The sequence below is a fragment of the Pseudomonas sp. B12(2026) genome, from assembly GCF_057767015.1.
In genome coordinates this window covers 2,927,663-2,942,035 of sequence record NZ_CM173430.1, presented here as the reverse complement: position 1 = coordinate 2,942,035, position 14,373 = coordinate 2,927,663, and the positions used below count along the sequence as shown (strand labels likewise).

Below are 14,373 nucleotides of genomic sequence, written 5' to 3'. Positions count from 1 at the left end.
AGCGCTGCCCTGCTCAGTCGCGTGGGTGGGTGGAGCCTCGGATGATGAGTTCTGGCTTGAAATCGATGCGCCGCGCCGCCGCCCCGTCGCCGCGCAGGCGATCCAGCAGGCATTCGAAGGCCGTCACGCCGATGCGCTCGGTGGGCTGCGCGAGCGCGGTGATGCCGCTGCCGACCAGGGGGTACCAGTCCAGTTCGTCGAGGGCGATCAGGCCGACGTCCTCGAACAGCCGGTAGCCCTGCTCGCGCAAGGCGCGGGTGGCCGCCAGGGTGGCCACGCCGTTGAAGGTGAACAGCGCCTGCGGACCATGTCCGCCGGAGCCGAGGAAGGCGCGGACGCGGCCTTCGAGGTCGCCGGCGATTTCCAGCACCTGCCCGCGCATGCCCGGCCGACGGTTGATGGAGGCACCGAACGCCTGCACGCGCTCGACGCGGGAACTGGTGCCGTCCAGGGGCTCGCTGACCGCGAGGATGTCGCGGTAACCGCGCGCCTGCAGATGGTCCAGGGCCTGTTCGATGGCGTCGGCATTATCGAGGCCGACCAGGTCGACGTTCAGTTCGGGGATCTGGCGGTCCACCAGGACCATGGGCATGTCGCGCTGCAGGTTGAGCAGTTCGCCAGGATGGTGGCCGAGGGTGTTCACGATCAGCCCCTCGACGTTGTAGGACTGCAGCGCCATCAGGTGATGGCGTTCCTGGTCGTCGTCGCGATTGGTGTTGCACACCACCAGGCTGTAACCGTGCTGGCGGCAGGCGGTTTCCACGCCATGCATCACCGCCACCGAATAAGGGTTGAGGATGTCCGCCACCAGCATGCCGATCAGCCGCGTCTGCCCTCGCTTCAGGCCCCTGGCCATCTGATTCGGACGGTAGCCCAGGCGGGTGATGACCTCTTCGATGCGCTGCGCGGTGGCATCGGCCAGCAACTGGCGATCGCCACCGATGTAACGGGACACCGTGGCCTTGGACACGCCAGCGGCCCGCGCCACTTCGCTGATGGTGACCCGCTCCCGGGAGGAATGCGGCATGTCGTTCATCGAGGGTCCCTTTGTGATTATTGTCGGTGACGGTGGATGAAACCGGTTTCAATAAATCAGGGAAGCGCTCCGCTGTCAAATTGAAGAGCAACGCTGCGCTCCCCTGCCGCCATGGGCATGGAGGGAGTGAGCGTCGATTGTGGATCAGAAGTACACGAGGGCTTCGACCAGGCCGGTCAATTGGGTGCGGTCACGGCCGTTGCCGTAGACGCGGTCGTGTTCGATGGGATCGAACCAGTCGTAGCGCAGCTCGGGGCGGATGCTGATGTGGCGCATGGCATCCCAGCGAAAGCCCATCGTCAGGGCGTTGAAGTCACCGCGGTCGCGGAAGTGCTCGCCGCGAACGGAGAAGGTCAGGTCCTTGCGATAATGGAACCACCGCCGCCCTCAGGGGAAAGGTCGATGACGGGTGCACGGCACCAGTCATCCCAACGACGCGGCCCTCCTCCAGGTCCTTTTCGGAAGAAGGCGAGCGACTACATCAACGAGCATTCAGCCAGCTCGAGCACCATCTCGTGACCATTGGCATCAACCAATACACCACCAGCAGAACGATGGTCAGCGTGATCAGCACGTTGCTCTGTACATAGCCCCCCGTCCAGGGTGACCAGTTGAACAAGGGGCGCCACAACTGCGGCACGATCAGTGTCAGCGGCAGGATGACGAGAAAGGTAACGCACGCCTGCTTCCAGCGTGGAGGCTGGCGCTCGGCCTCGCCGGGGGTGAACCAGAACTCCCGCTCGGCGTTGGCCTCGGTACGATCCCCATCAATGAGCAGAGGCGCGACTTCCTCGATCAGCCTGCGCCGCTCGCTGGAGCTGAGCCAGCCCTGCAAATGTTCGGCGTCGGCAAAGCGCAGTACGGAGACAAAGCGATGCCGGTCACCATCACGCTGGCGCATCACATCGACGCCCAGATGGCCAGGAAAGCTCTTGGCGACGCCAACGGTAGTCCGCAACCAGCGCTCGTACTCGTCCGCTCTCTCGCCGCTGACGCAATGACGTACCAGCAGCGTCACCACTTCGCCGGAAACCTCGGTACTCATATCCTTCTCCCGTTGCGCGCTTCGCCCCCCACCACGGAGGGCTTCCGCACATGCTTACAGGCGCCTTGCAAACGCGTCTTGCAGCGATGTGCCACTTTGGTATCCCTGTGCGCTTCGCTGTCACAAGGAGCGCTGGAACCGGCGCCAGTTTCCTGGGGACATGCCTGCCAGGCGGAGGAATACCCGGGAGAAATGCGATTGATCGGCAAAGCCACAATCCAGCCCTATCTCCGACAGGCCCAGATGGGAGTCACGCATCAACTCCTTGGCCCTTTCCACGCGCATCCGCAGTAGCCAGTCATGCGGCGACATTCCCGTACTGAGCTTGAAAGCACGCGTGAAATAACAACGAGACAGAGAGCACTCCTGAGCCAGGCGGGCCACGGACACCCCCTCGCTCAGCTGGCTGGCAATCAGCTCCTTGGCACGTCGCAACTGCCAGTCGGACAGCCCTTTGGAAGACTCACGAGGAAGCGGCACCGCGCTGTAGTGAGCGTTAAGGTGCGTGCACAGTGCGAGCATCACCTGATCGATGAAGAGTTGATTCACCTGGCCCGGCATATTCATTGCCGGCAGCAGGGCCTGGGACAGGTGATAGACAACGGGATCGACACGCCCCGTGATTCTGTCGAACGCGGCGGGCGTGCTGACTCCCGACTCATAACGCAGCTCGTTCAGTACGGTGACGGGCAGAGTGAACCGGAGATTGTCGTACGCCGCGAGATGTTGGCAGCGAATTTCATCCCCCAGGTAGGCGATAGACATACTCTGTTGAACGTAGCCGCCCTGATACACCAGGCGACTGCCACGCCAAAGCCGGTGTGACGCGAAATCGCGGAGCTGAACGATGACTGAAAAAGCATCGTCGCAGGGGATCTTCAGCACCGCCCCTGAATCCGGACGTGCTTCGCTCTTGCGCAGGATTGAATAGTTCCCGATGTCGAGTGCCGCTGGCGTCCTTCCCTGCTCAACTCGGGCGTTTGCCTGCCTTGCTATCTTGGTCAAGTGCATGGCTTACCCCTTAAATCGAATCGTCTAACCAGGTTGCCGGAGAGGCTGCGCTGCACCTCAGACGGAGCATTGCAGGCCAATGCATCTGAAGCAGGGTATATAAGTTCACTATTTCAACGAGACGACATTCAGGAGCATAGACGCTGTGCCGTCGAGCTTCCCCGGCCCTCTCGAGGCCCATGATATTGAGAGCTCGCCCAGCAACAAATAGAATGAATGGAATTCCATCCATTCCGAATCTTGCATGAAGAATCTTCCGGACTTAGAGGCCTGGGCAATTTTTGCGCAAGTGGCGCATAGCGGCTCCTTCGCGGGCGCCGCAGAAGCGCTGGGTATCTCCCAGCCCTCGGTGTCGAAAGCGATCGCACGCCTGGAGCGCCGCCTGGGCACTCCCTTGTTCCACCGCACCTCGCGTCGGCTTTCCCTCACGACCAGCGGGATGCAGACCCTGGAACGCGCCTCGCGGATCCTTGACGAAGGGCGCGCCGCGGAGGCCGAAATCTCTGCCCAGGCAGCCACGGCATCCGGCCGCGTCCGCATGACGGCCCCGATGTCATTCGGCCTGAAGTATCTGGCTCCGCTGATTCCGGAATTTCTCCAGCGCTACCCGGAAATCGACCTTGATCTCCACTTGGACGACCAGGTGCTCGATGTGGTGGCCGGAGGCTTCGACATCGCCTTGCGTATCGCCGAATTGCCCGACTCAAGCCTCAGGTCCCGTCGACTGTGCGCAGTTCGCCGTCCCTTGGTGGCCACGCCGGAATACCTCGACCTTTACGGTCGACCGGACCACCCGCGAGACCTGCAGCATCACCGCTGCCTGCTCTATAGCAACCTGCCAACACCGGATGTATGGAAGTTCAATCATCCGACTCAAGGGCAATACCTGGTGCCGGTACGCGGCAGGCTCAGCAGCAACAATGCCGACATCATCAGTCCGGTGCTGCTCGCCGGCCAAGGCCTGGCGCTCCAGCCGGAATTCATCGTCTGGGACGCCCTGAACAGCGGCGAGCTGGAAGAGGTGCTGAGCGACTGGCAAATAGCCAATATCGACATCAACCTGGTCACTCCCCCGGGTTCCCTGCGCCCGGCCCGAGTCACCACCGTCCTGGAGTTCCTCTGCGAACACCTGGCAAGCGCCCCCTGGGCAATGCTCGACGACTGAAGCCTGTGCGAGCGGCACCGGCCTACCGCACAAACATTCCAAATCCGCGCATCGCTACAAGACCAACGAATGCCTGCAGATCCACAGTCTGTGCTCCACACCTAACTGGAGACTGTTTGTCATGGCAATCGCGAAAGCTGCTCCCGGCCGGACTCTGCTGAGCCCGACCGATCACACCCTGATCATGATCGATCACCAGTCGCAGATGTCCTTCGCCACCAAGTCCATTGACGCCGTCACCCTGCGCAACAACGCGGCGTTGGTGGCCAAGGCGGCCAAGGAATTCAAGGTATCGACCATCCTTACCACGGTTGCGGAGAAGAGCTTCTCCGGCCCGATCTTCGATGAAATCAGGTCGGTCTTCCCCGAGCACAACGTCATCGACCGCACCAGCATGAATACCTGGGAAGACCCGCGTATCGCGGTCGAGGTCAACAAGTTCGCCAAGGACAAGATCGTCCTCGCCGGCCTCTGGACCTCGGTGTGCATCGTCGGCCCGGCACTCTCCGCGCTGGACCAGGGCTTCGAGGTCTACGTGATCGCCGACGCCTGTGGCGATGTTTCCGACGAAGCCCACGAGCGCGCCATGGAGCGCATGATTCAGCTCGGTGCGCGGCCCATGACCGCTCTGCAATACCTGCTGGAACTGCAACGCGACTGGGCCCGCGGGGAAACCTACAACGAGACCGTGAAGACCTCCATCGAGCATGGTGGCGCCTACGGCCTGGGCCTGATCTACGCCAAGACCATGTTCAACGCTTCCGAAGGCCACTAAACGCCTCGCCGGCAGAAGGGCAATGCCCTTCTGCCGGAACCTGGCAGCTAGCTCAAACCGGCTGGACCACTCCCGTCTCGCTGACGGGGTCATGGTCCGATGAGGGCGGGTGATGACTACCGAGATGCCCGGGAACATCGCAACGCTCCTGGTCCGCCATTGCATCAAGCAGGGGCATGAACGGGAGTACCAGCGCTGGCTGCGGCAGATCAGTGCTGTCTGCAGGGGTTACCCCGGCCATCTTGGCATTGATGTGGTGCATGACCTGGAGCACGGCCGGCACCGTTTCACATGCGTATTGCGCTTTGCCAGTAGCAGCCAGTTGCAGACCTGGCTCGACTCGGACGAGCGCCGCCACATGCTTGAAAAGATCGCACCGTTGCTGGACGCCCAGGAGGCGCATGCCAGCCCCGATCAGGGTGCGCTCTGGCGTACGGCGCATGCCCCCATCCGTCCCGCTCTCTGGAAGCAAGCCTGCATAACCTTCTGCGCCCTGCTGCCGCCAGGTCTCGTCCTGCCGCTGCTCTGGCATCTGCTAGTCGTCAGGATGCCCTGGCTCGACGGTTATCTGCTCGGCTCGCTGTTCGTCACCCTCGGCAACGCCGTGCTACTGACCTACCTGTTCCTGCCTGCGGCCGAGCGCTGTTTCGCCGGCTGGCTGCGCATTCGCTGACCGAGGAGCACCCGATGAGCCAAGACCCGTCCAACCCCAGCCGACGCCACTTTCTCACCGCCAGCTCCGTGCTCGGAACCGCAGGGGTCCTGCTGTCCGTCCTGCCGCTGTCCGGCGCTGCTGGCTACAGCCAATCCGAATCCCGAGGGGGCTCTATGACCGCCGACCTGATTTTGCACAATGGCCGCATCCACACCGTGGACCGCGAAAAACCCAGCGCCAGCGCCGTCGCCATCAAGGACGGCAAGTTCCTCGCCGTGGGCACCGACGCCGAGGCGATGGCCCTGCGTGGCGACACCACCCGCGTCATCGACCTCAAGGGGCGCACGGTGATCCCCGGCCTCAACGACTCGCACCTGCACCTGATCCGCGGTGGCCTGAACTACAACCTGGAGCTGCGCTGGGAGGGCGTGCCGTCGCTGGCCGATGCCCTGCGCATGCTCAAGGAGCAGGCTGATCGCACCCCTTCGCCGCAATGGGTGCGGGTGGTGGGTGGCTGGACCGAGTTCCAGTTCGCTGAAAAGCGCATGCCGACGCTGGATGAACTGAACAAGGCGGCGCCGGACACCCCGGTGTTCGTCCTCCACCTGTATGACCGCGCGCTGCTCAACCGCGCCGCGCTGCGCGTCGTCGGCTATACCAAGGACACGCCGAACCCGCCCGGTGGCGAGATCGTCCGAGACAGCAAAGGCGAACCGACCGGCATGCTGATCGCCCGCCCCAACGCGATGATCCTCTACTCCACCCTGGCCAAGGGGCCGAAGCTGCCGCTGGAATACCAGGTCAACTCCACCCGCCAGTTCATGCGCGAACTCAACCGCCTCGGTGTCACCAGCGCCATCGACGCCGGCGGCGGCTTCCAGAACTATCCCGACGACTATCAGGTCATCCAGCAACTGGCCGATGCCGACCAGCTCAGCGTGCGCATCGCCTACAACCTGTTCACCCAGCGGCCCAAGGAAGAGCTGGCCGACTTCAAGAACTGGACCGGCAGCGTCAAGTACGGCCAGGGCAGCGACTTCCTCCGGCACAACGGCGCCGGCGAGATGCTGGTGTTCTCCGCCGCCGACTTCGAGGACTTCCTCGAACCTCGCCCGGACCTGGCGCCGAACATGGAAGCGGACCTGGAGCCGGTGGTGCGCCATCTGGTCGAGCAGCGCTGGCCGTTCCGCCTGCACGCCACCTACAACGAATCCATCTCGCGGATGCTCGACGTGTTCGAGAAGGTCAACCGCGACATTCCGTTCAACGGCCTGCCGTGGTTCTTCGACCACGCCGAGACCATCACCCCGCAGAACATCGAGCGGGTACGGGCCCTCGGCGGCGGCATCGCCATCCAGGACCGCATGGCCTTCCAGGGCGAATACTTCGTCGACCGCTACGGCAAGCAGGCCGCCGAGACCACCCCGCCGATCAAGCGCATGTTGTCCGAGGGCGTCCCGGTGGGCGCCGGCACCGATGCCACCCGCGTTTCCAGCTACAACCCCTGGACCTCGCTGTACTGGCTGGTCAGCGGCAAGACCGTCGGCGGCCTGGAGCTCTATCCCCAGGGGCTCGACCGGGAAACCGCGCTGCAGCTGTTCACCCATGGCAGCGCCTGGTTCTCCAACGAGCAGGGCAAGAAGGGCATGATCAAGGTCGGTCAGCTGGCCGACCTGACCGCGCTTACGGCGGACTACTTCAGCGTCGAGGAAGAGCACATCAAATGGCTTGAGTCCGTGCTGACCGTGGTCGGCGGCAAGATCGTCCATGCCACGGATGAGTTCGACAAGCTGGCGCCACCCGCGCTACCGGTGCTGCCGGACTGGTCGCCGGTGGCCAAGGTCGCCGGTCACTGGAAACCGACCGCGCCGCTCACCGCCCAGGTCCATCAGTGCGTTGGCGCCTGTGCCGTGCACGCCCACAGCCACGAACGGGCGCGCCAGTCGAGCGTGCCGGTGAGTGACTTCCAGGGCTTCTGGGGCGCCTTCGGCTGCTCCTGCTTCGCCTTCTGAAGACGCTGCGCGGGCCTCAGGGCCCGCGCTTTCTTTCTGCCAGGGTGGAGACACCGTCATGAGCCGCTGCATGCTTCGCTCGGTTTCCTTGCCGTTCCTGGCGCTGGCTGGTGCGGGAGTCTCCGCCGCGCCCCACGACGGCCTGCTGGAGAACGCCAACTGGTCGCTGCTCAGCCGCAACTACTTCCTGCAGACCGACTACCGCACCGATCCCTCGCCCAGCGGGCAGAGCTACCGCCAGGAATGGGCGCAGGGCTTCATCGCCAATATCGAGTCGGGTTTCACCCCGGGGACCATCGGCCTGGGCGTCGACGCCCACGCCTTCCTCGGCCTCAAGCTCGACGGCGGCCGTGGCCATGCCGGCACCGGCCTGCTGCCGCGTGACGCCGAGGGGCGCGCGGAGGACGACTACTCCTCCGCCGGTGGCGCGCTGAAACTCGACCTGTCGCAGACCACGCTGAAATTCGGCGAAATGACCGTGGAAACCCCGGTGTTCGACACCGCCGACAAACGCCTGCAGCCCGAATACGCCAGCGGCACCCTGGTCGACTCCCGCGAGCTGGACGGCGTGCGCTTCCAGGCCGGGCGCTTCACCGCCTTCAAGAACCAGGACCACAGCACCCGCCGTGGCGACTTCGACGGCTACGGCGCCACCACCCGCGATAGCGCGGTGAGCTTCGCCGGTGCGGATTTCACCCCGTCCGAGCGCTACGGCGGCTCGCTGTTCGCCGGCCAGCTCGACGACACCTGGCGCCAGTACTACCTGAACCTGCACTACCTCGACGGCGGCCTGTGGCTCGACGGCAACCTCTACCGCACTCGCGACGAGGGCCAGGCCCGCGCCGGCGCCATCGACACCCGCGCCTGGAGCCTGGCGGCGCGCTACCGTTTTGGTGCGCAGGGCGTGCTGCTCGGCTACCAGAAGATCGAGGGCGACACGCCGTTCGACTTCGTCGGCGGCGACTCCATCTACCTCGCCAACTCGATCAAGTACGCCGACTTCAACGGCCCCGGCGAGCACTCCTGGCAGGCGCGCTACGACCTCGACCTGGGCGTGTTCGGCGTGCCCGGCCTGAGCTTCATGACCCGCTACGTGCGCGGCAGCGGCATCGACGGCAGCCACGCGCCGGCCGCTGGCGCCTACGCCGGGCAGTACGGCTCCGACGGCCGTCACTGGGAGCGCGACAGCGAGCTGCGCTACGTGGTCCAGACCGGTCCGGCCAAGGACCTTTCGCTGCACTTCTCCCAGGTCAGCCACCGCGGTAACGACGAGCAGCCTGGCGCCGACATCGACCGGATCTACGTGATCATCGAGTACCCCATCAAGGGAGCTTTATGAGCGATGAGTCTTCCCCTGAGCCCGGAACAGGGCCTGCGGCCCTCGTCCCTGGTGATGGCATTGAGCTCTGCCGATCAGCACATGGATACAAGACTTCGAGGATGTGCATGACGCATCGTCATAGATTCCCACACTGCACTGGAAGGTGATGCCATGTCCCGTTCCTCAACCGACTGGGCGCTGCTGTACCTGCGCGTCTCCGGCAGCCTGCTCCTGCTCCTGCTCTGGGTGCATGGCCTGCCCAAACTGCTGAACTTCAGCCATGAACTGACCGTCATCGAGGACCCGTTCCACCTGGGTGCCGTGCCGACCCTGAGCCTGGCCATCTTCGCCGAAGTCCTCTGCCCCCTGCCGATCATCCTTGGCGTGCTGACGCGCCTGGCCTGCCTGCCCATCCTCAGCGTACTGCTGGTGGCGCTGGTCTTCGTGCATCCGGAGTGGAGCGTGGCCGAAGGGCAGTTCGCCTGGCTGCTGCTGATCATCTTCGTCACCGTGCTCATTGCCGGGCCGGGCAGCCTGTCACTGAGCGGCAGGCTGCCGGGAGGATGGGCAATGCCGGCGTGGCTGTCCTGAGGGCGCGGCGCGCTGCCCCTGGAGTCTCCACTACGCCAGGTCGCCTTCCGCCTGGGCGACCACGTGGTGTGGGTAGTCCCGCACCCTGGCTGCAACGACAGCGTCCACGGGCCATCTCTGCCGGCCAGGCGCTACCAGAACAACAGGGTGTCGGCGTACTGAAAAAGGAAGTCCTCGCACACATCCGCGAGACGCTGGGCATGGGTACCACCTGGCACTGCTGGAGCAACCCCATTGGCACGCCCCGAAGATCGCTCCTTCTTCCTCTGATCAACCCTCCCAGCGCCAGGATGACACCGAGAGAAGGCGATAGTACTGGCTCTCCCCCACTGCCATCGCCGTTCGCGATGGCAGGCTCGCAAATGCCTGATATACGACCCCCTTCCTCCTTTCTAACATCGCTCGCACATGACCATTCGCTCGCCGCTCTCGGTCGGCGCACGAGTTCCCAAAAACAATAAGTTGAGTCACATGAGGTTCAGCCATGAAAACTCTGACCGCGGCGGCCATTGCCCCCTCGATGGATGGAGGCAGCCAACTGACCACCAGCCAGCGCTACGCTACGTTGGCCGGTTCCTGGGCCGCCTGGCTGTTTGATGCTCTGGATGCGACGATCTTTGGCTTCGTTCTGCTTGTGATCGCGAAGACCTTCTCCGTTGGCCTGGGCGATGTTGTCTCCACCGTTGCCTGGTTTCTGCTGGCGACAGGCATTGGCGGCTACTTCCTCGGGAACCTTTCCGACAAGATCGGCCGCAAGAAAACCATGATGCTGTCGGTGTTCGTCTACGGTACCGGCACTTTGCTCTGTGCTTTTGCCGACAGCATTTGGCAACTCAGTGTGTTCCGCTTCTTCGTTGGCATCGCTGTGGGTGGATTGTGGTCCGCTGCTGCAGCGCTTGTTTCAGAGATCTGGCCATCAGCCAGTCGCGCCAAGGCATTTGCGGTCATGCAAACGGGATGGTCGGGTGGTGGTCTGCTGTCGGCGATTTTCGCCTGGAGTTTCCTGGACAGCAGTAACCCCGACTCCTGGCGGACGCTGTTCATCTACGCCTCTATTCCGGCCTATTTCACCCTTGCGTTCATCTGGCTGTTCGTCAAGGAGTCGCCGGTCTGGCTGGCAAACCGCGAATTCATGCGCCGTAACGCCGACAAGGGACGGCTGACGGAAATCTTCCGCCCGCAGTGCCTGAAATTGACCATGCTGGGTCTGAGCATTTCAGTACTGGGCATGTATGGCTACTGGATCATCACCACCTTCATGCCGGCTTACCTGCAGAACATATTGAACGTTCGCATTGACCAGGCACCGGTGTTCGTCATCTGGATCGGCATCGGCGCCACCCTTGGTTACCTGGCTTACGGCTACCTGGCGGAAAGTATCGGCCGTCGTTTGTCGTTCGCGATCTTCTTTGGCGGCATGGCAATCATGGTTCCGGTGTTCGCCTACTCGGCGACCCTGATGCCGTTGACGGACGGCAAGCTGCTGTTCACTACCCAGAACGTCATCACGCTCGGTTCGCTGGCAGCGTTGCTGGGTTTCTTCACTGGCTACTTCAGCGGCTTTGGCGCCTGGTACTCGGAGTTGTTCCCGACCAGCATCCGCTCCACGGCATCGGGTTTCTGCTTCAACTTCGGGCGGGTCGGCGCCATCGCCGGCATCAAGCTGGTGCCTGTCCTGATCCCACTGATCGGCTTCACCGCCACCATTTCTCTTGCCTCGGTTTCCTACGCCATCGCCGCCGTCCTGGTGTTCACGCTGCAGGAAACCAAAGGCGTTCAACTCACCAGCGGCAATTGATCTGCACTATCCAGAGAGCCCCCAATGAAGAACTTTCGAATCGGTCAAATCGTACCCAGCTCCAATACGACGATGGAAACCGAAATCCCGGCGATGCTGACATCGCGATATTCGCTGTTCCCGGATGAGCGCTTCACCTTTCATGCTTCTCGCATGCGCATGATGCATGTCAGCCCCGAAGAGCTGAAAAAGATGGATATCGACAGTGACCGCTGCGCGCTGGAACTGAGTGACGCACGGGTTGACGTCATGGCCTACGCCTGCCTGGTGGCGATCATGTGCCAAGGCGCCGGCTATCACAAAGTCTCACAAGAGCGTCTGGGCAAGGCCGTAGCCTCGAATAACTCGAGCGCCCCGGTTCTCAGTTCCGCCGGTGCGTTGATCGATAGTCTGAACATGCTCAACTACAAGAAGATCTCGATCATCACCCCGTACATGAAACCGCTGACCCAGCAGGTGATCGACTACATCGAGGCGGCCGGAATCGAAGTTGTCGACTCCATCAGCCTGGAGGTGTCTGACAATCTTGAGGTGGGCCGTCTTGATCCGATGAACCTGGTAGGCCACGCCGACAGGCTGAATATCGGACAGGCCGATGGCGTGGTGCTGTCCTGCTGTGTGCAGATGCCGTCGCTGCCCGCGATCCAGGTCGTCCAGGACCGCCTCGACAAGCCGGTGCTGTCAGCGTCGGTCGCTACCGTCTACCAGATGCTGAAGACCCTCGGCCTGAAGGCTGAAGTGCCGAACGCCGGTCATCTGTTGTCCGGCGCATTCTGAGCCGAGGCATGACGAGGTACTATCCTGGCCACTCCGACCAGCATATCCGGTGCCTCTCATGAAACTTGATCCGGTCTCGTTGCGACTCTTCGTCAGCGTCGTCGAAGAGGGCACCATTGCGGCCGCCGCCAAGCGCGAACACATCGCCGCGGCGGCGGTCAGCAAGCGGCTCAGCGAACTGGAAGAGTTGCTCGACTCCAAGTTGCTCAACCGCACCAACAAGGGTATTTCCCCGACCGATGCCGGCCTGTCGTTGCTGTACATGGCCCGAAGCGCGCTGAATAGCCTCAACGAAATCGTCGTGCAGATGCGCGAATATTCCTATGGCCACCGCGGTTCGGTACATGTCCTGGCCAACATCTCCGCCATCACTCAGTTCATGCCCGGCCTGATCAAGTCGTTCATGGAGCGGTACCCGCTGATCAATGTCAGTCTCGACGAAAAACCCAGTCTGGCGATTACCCAGGCGGTGGCCGAAAATCGCGCCGACATCGGTATTTTTACCCGTCTGCCGCATGGTGCAGACATCGAGGTCTTTCCGTTTCGCGTTGATCGACTGGTATTGCTGGTACCCAACGGTGATCCTCTGGCGGCTCACCAGACGGTCAAATTCAGCGACACGCTGGAGCACCAGTACATTGCCCTGCGTAGCGGCACGCACCTCAACTTTCAGTTGATCAAGGCAGCCAACGATCTGGGGCGCTCGCTGAAAATACGCATGGAAGTATCCAGCTACGACGCGCTGTGTCTGATGGTTCAGGCCGGTGTGGGCATCGGTATCTTGCCTGAGGGTAGTGCGGAGATTTACAAGATGGACGGCGCGAAGATTATCGAGCTGGATGAAGCTTGGGCGTCCCGCGAACTCAGCGTGTGTGTAAGGTCAAGAGAAGCGCTGTCGGCCGCGGCCGGACTATTCCTGGACCACCTGCTTGAGCAAGCGTAGCGTTCCTGTAATCGCTCACGTTACGCCCTCCTTCCGCCCTGAGCGAGCCCGCCACGAGCAGGCCCCGGACAAGGCCATTCTGACGTCCCACGACGTGATATCCGGTGGCACTTCGTAGGATGGCGTGGAGCGCAGCGATACCCATCGCCGATCCGCATGGGTATCGCTGCGCTCCACCCATCCTACGGTGCGCGAACCAGGGTTCTACGCAGGCACCGCCAACCCGCCCCGCGCACGGAACTGCCCCGGCGTGACGTTGAACAGCTCGCGGAAGCAGCGATGGAAATGCGGCAGGTTGCAGAAGCCGCTGGCCAGCGCCAGGGCGCTGGGTGTGCTGCAGCAGCTGGCGGGCGTGGGTCAGGCGCAGTTCCAGGTAGTAGCGCTCCGGCGTGGTGCCGATATGGCGGCGGAACAGGCGCTCCAGGTGACGGCGGGAAATACGCGCATAGCGAGCGACCTCATCGAAGCCCATCGGGTCCTCGATGTTGCTGCTCATCAGCTCCAGGGCCAGGCGTAGCGTGCGCGGCAGGCTCGGATCGGCTTCGGCGGCGGACACCGGCGCGCTGGCCGCGTCCTGCACCCTGTCGCAGTTGAGCACCTCTTCCACCGCGTTCAGCAACTCCTGGCCGCCCTCCTCTCGCACCACGTCCAGCATCATGCCCAGCGCACTGTTGGGGCCGGCGCAGGTCAGGCGGCCACGGTCAGCGACACGGGCGCGGGAAGTGACTTTCACGCACGGGAAGACTTCCGCCAGCACCGCGCGGCCGTCGGGATGGAAGGCGCATTCATGGCCGTCGAGCAGCCCGGCTTCGGCGAGGAAATAGGCGCCGTTCCACAGCCCGCCCAGCACCGCGCCGGCGGAAGCGGCCTGACGCAGACGAGTGCGCAGCGACGGATCGGGCGCCAGGCGCACGCGAAAGCCGCCGCAGACGATGAGGGTATCCTGCGGCGCGGCGTGCAGCTCGGCGAGGGTGATATCGGTGGCGACGGCCAGCCCCAGGTCACTGGTGACGCTGCGCTCGCTACCCGCCACCTGCACCCGGAACAACGGCGCGGCGGTCATGATGTTGGCGGTGAGCAGCGCATCCATGGCGGCGGTGAAGGCCAGCATGGAGAAGTGCTCGCGCAGCACGAAAACGACCCGCCGCGCCGGTTGTGGCGCGGCGGGTATGCGCTTGACCTGCTCCAGATGGGCCAGGTTGCGGCTGCGCAGCACGCTCTCGAAAGCGCTTCTCACGGAACCG

13 protein-coding genes and 1 pseudogene are annotated in these 14,373 nt (G+C 63.3%); 9 read left to right on the top strand and 5 right to left on the bottom strand.

The genetic code is table 11. The features are described from left to right. Positions 1-13: 13 nt before the first annotated feature. The 4 genes and pseudogenes from AC3B6A_RS13645 to AC3B6A_RS13630 all read right to left on the bottom strand — a co-directional run bounded on the left by AC3B6A_RS13645 (position 14) and on the right by AC3B6A_RS13630 (position 3,092). A complete protein-coding gene (locus AC3B6A_RS13645) occupies positions 14-1,036 on the bottom strand; it encodes a LacI family DNA-binding transcriptional regulator (RefSeq protein ID WP_488403453.1) in 1,023 nt (340 codons plus the stop codon). A gap of 144 nt (positions 1,037-1,180) precedes the next feature. Continuing rightward, a pseudogene (locus AC3B6A_RS13640) lies at positions 1,181-1,411 on the bottom strand (outer membrane beta-barrel protein); the annotation flags it as partial. A gap of 106 nt (positions 1,412-1,517) precedes the next feature. Next, positions 1,518-2,081, bottom strand: a complete 564-nt coding sequence (locus AC3B6A_RS13635) for an antibiotic biosynthesis monooxygenase (protein WP_488403452.1) — start codon at positions 2,079-2,081, stop codon at positions 1,518-1,520. Positions 2,082-2,201: 120 nt separating this feature from the next. Beyond that, positions 2,202-3,092 carry an AraC family transcriptional regulator gene (locus tag AC3B6A_RS13630; protein WP_488403450.1) on the bottom strand — a complete coding sequence of 297 codons (891 nt, stop codon included), beginning with the start codon at positions 3,090-3,092 and terminating at the stop codon, positions 2,202-2,204. A gap of 244 nt (positions 3,093-3,336) precedes the next feature. On the opposite strand from AC3B6A_RS13630, the gene AC3B6A_RS13625 reads away from it, so the two are divergent. The 9 genes from AC3B6A_RS13625 (at position 3,337) to AC3B6A_RS13585 (ending at position 13,129) form a co-directional block, all read left to right on the top strand. Beyond that, positions 3,337-4,257 (top strand): LysR family transcriptional regulator, encoded by a 921-nt coding sequence (locus AC3B6A_RS13625; RefSeq protein WP_488403448.1) that lies wholly within the window; start codon positions 3,337-3,339, stop codon positions 4,255-4,257. 121 nt (positions 4,258-4,378) lie between these two features. After that, a complete protein-coding gene (locus AC3B6A_RS13620) occupies positions 4,379-5,032 on the top strand; it encodes a hydrolase (RefSeq protein ID WP_488403447.1) in 654 nt (217 codons plus the stop codon). Positions 5,033-5,144: 112 nt separating this feature from the next. Beyond that, positions 5,145-5,705: an antibiotic biosynthesis monooxygenase gene (locus AC3B6A_RS13615; protein ID WP_488403445.1), complete on the top strand. Its 561-nt coding sequence runs from the start codon at positions 5,145-5,147 to the stop codon at positions 5,703-5,705. Positions 5,706-5,860: 155 nt separating this feature from the next. Then, positions 5,861-7,699 (top strand): amidohydrolase, encoded by a 1,839-nt coding sequence (locus AC3B6A_RS13610; protein WP_488403444.1) that lies wholly within the window; start codon positions 5,861-5,863, stop codon positions 7,697-7,699. 70 nt (positions 7,700-7,769) lie between these two features. After that, positions 7,770-9,038, top strand: coding sequence for an OprD family porin (locus AC3B6A_RS13605; protein ID WP_488403597.1), 1,269 nt, complete (start codon positions 7,770-7,772; stop codon positions 9,036-9,038). Positions 9,039-9,191: 153 nt separating this feature from the next. Then, positions 9,192-9,611 carry a DoxX family protein gene (locus AC3B6A_RS13600; protein WP_488403442.1) on the top strand — a complete coding sequence of 140 codons (420 nt, stop codon included), beginning with the start codon at positions 9,192-9,194 and terminating at the stop codon, positions 9,609-9,611. A 484-nt stretch (positions 9,612-10,095) separates the two neighbouring features. After that, the gene (locus tag AC3B6A_RS13595) at positions 10,096-11,409 is read left to right on the top strand and encodes an MFS transporter (RefSeq protein ID WP_488403441.1); all 1,314 of its coding nucleotides are present in this window, start codon (positions 10,096-10,098) and stop codon (positions 11,407-11,409) included. Between the two features lie 24 nt (positions 11,410-11,433). Beyond that, on the top strand, positions 11,434-12,186 hold the full coding sequence (locus tag AC3B6A_RS13590; protein WP_488403439.1) for a maleate cis-trans isomerase family protein: 753 nt from the start codon (positions 11,434-11,436) through the stop codon (positions 12,184-12,186). A gap of 58 nt (positions 12,187-12,244) precedes the next feature. Next, the gene (locus tag AC3B6A_RS13585; RefSeq protein WP_488403437.1) at positions 12,245-13,129 is read left to right on the top strand and encodes a LysR family transcriptional regulator; all 885 of its coding nucleotides are present in this window, start codon (positions 12,245-12,247) and stop codon (positions 13,127-13,129) included. Here AC3B6A_RS13585 and AC3B6A_RS13580 read toward each other — a convergent pair. Then, on the bottom strand, positions 13,050-14,366 hold the full coding sequence (locus AC3B6A_RS13580) for a GlxA family transcriptional regulator (protein ID WP_488403436.1): 1,317 nt from the start codon (positions 14,364-14,366) through the stop codon (positions 13,050-13,052). The two genes, AC3B6A_RS13585 and AC3B6A_RS13580, sit on opposite strands and share 80 nt — an antisense overlap. Between the last annotated feature and the right edge of the window lie 7 nt (positions 14,367-14,373).

Excerpts from the sequence above, each read along its gene's own strand:
- AC3B6A_RS13600 (WP_488403442.1), top strand. The coding sequence starts at position 9,192 with ATGTCCCGTTCCTCAACCGACTGGGCGCTGCTGTACCTGCGCGTCTCC.
- AC3B6A_RS13630 (WP_488403450.1), bottom strand. The coding sequence starts at position 3,092 with ATGCACTTGACCAAGATAGCAAGGCAGGCAAACGCCCGAGTTGAGCAG.
- AC3B6A_RS13605 (WP_488403597.1), top strand. The coding sequence starts at position 7,770 with ATGCTTCGCTCGGTTTCCTTGCCGTTCCTGGCGCTGGCTGGTGCGGGA.
- AC3B6A_RS13595 (WP_488403441.1), top strand. The coding sequence starts at position 10,096 with ATGAAAACTCTGACCGCGGCGGCCATTGCCCCCTCGATGGATGGAGGC.
- AC3B6A_RS13625 (WP_488403448.1), top strand. The coding sequence starts at position 3,337 with ATGAAGAATCTTCCGGACTTAGAGGCCTGGGCAATTTTTGCGCAAGTG.
- AC3B6A_RS13620 (WP_488403447.1), top strand. The coding sequence starts at position 4,379 with ATGGCAATCGCGAAAGCTGCTCCCGGCCGGACTCTGCTGAGCCCGACC.
- AC3B6A_RS13635 (WP_488403452.1), bottom strand. The coding sequence starts at position 2,081 with ATGAGTACCGAGGTTTCCGGCGAAGTGGTGACGCTGCTGGTACGTCAT.
- AC3B6A_RS13585 (WP_488403437.1), top strand. The coding sequence starts at position 12,245 with ATGAAACTTGATCCGGTCTCGTTGCGACTCTTCGTCAGCGTCGTCGAA.
- AC3B6A_RS13645 (WP_488403453.1), bottom strand. The coding sequence starts at position 1,036 with ATGAACGACATGCCGCATTCCTCCCGGGAGCGGGTCACCATCAGCGAA.
- AC3B6A_RS13590 (WP_488403439.1), top strand. The coding sequence starts at position 11,434 with ATGAAGAACTTTCGAATCGGTCAAATCGTACCCAGCTCCAATACGACG.
- AC3B6A_RS13615 (WP_488403445.1), top strand. The coding sequence starts at position 5,145 with ATGACTACCGAGATGCCCGGGAACATCGCAACGCTCCTGGTCCGCCAT.
- AC3B6A_RS13610 (WP_488403444.1), top strand. The coding sequence starts at position 5,861 with ATGACCGCCGACCTGATTTTGCACAATGGCCGCATCCACACCGTGGAC.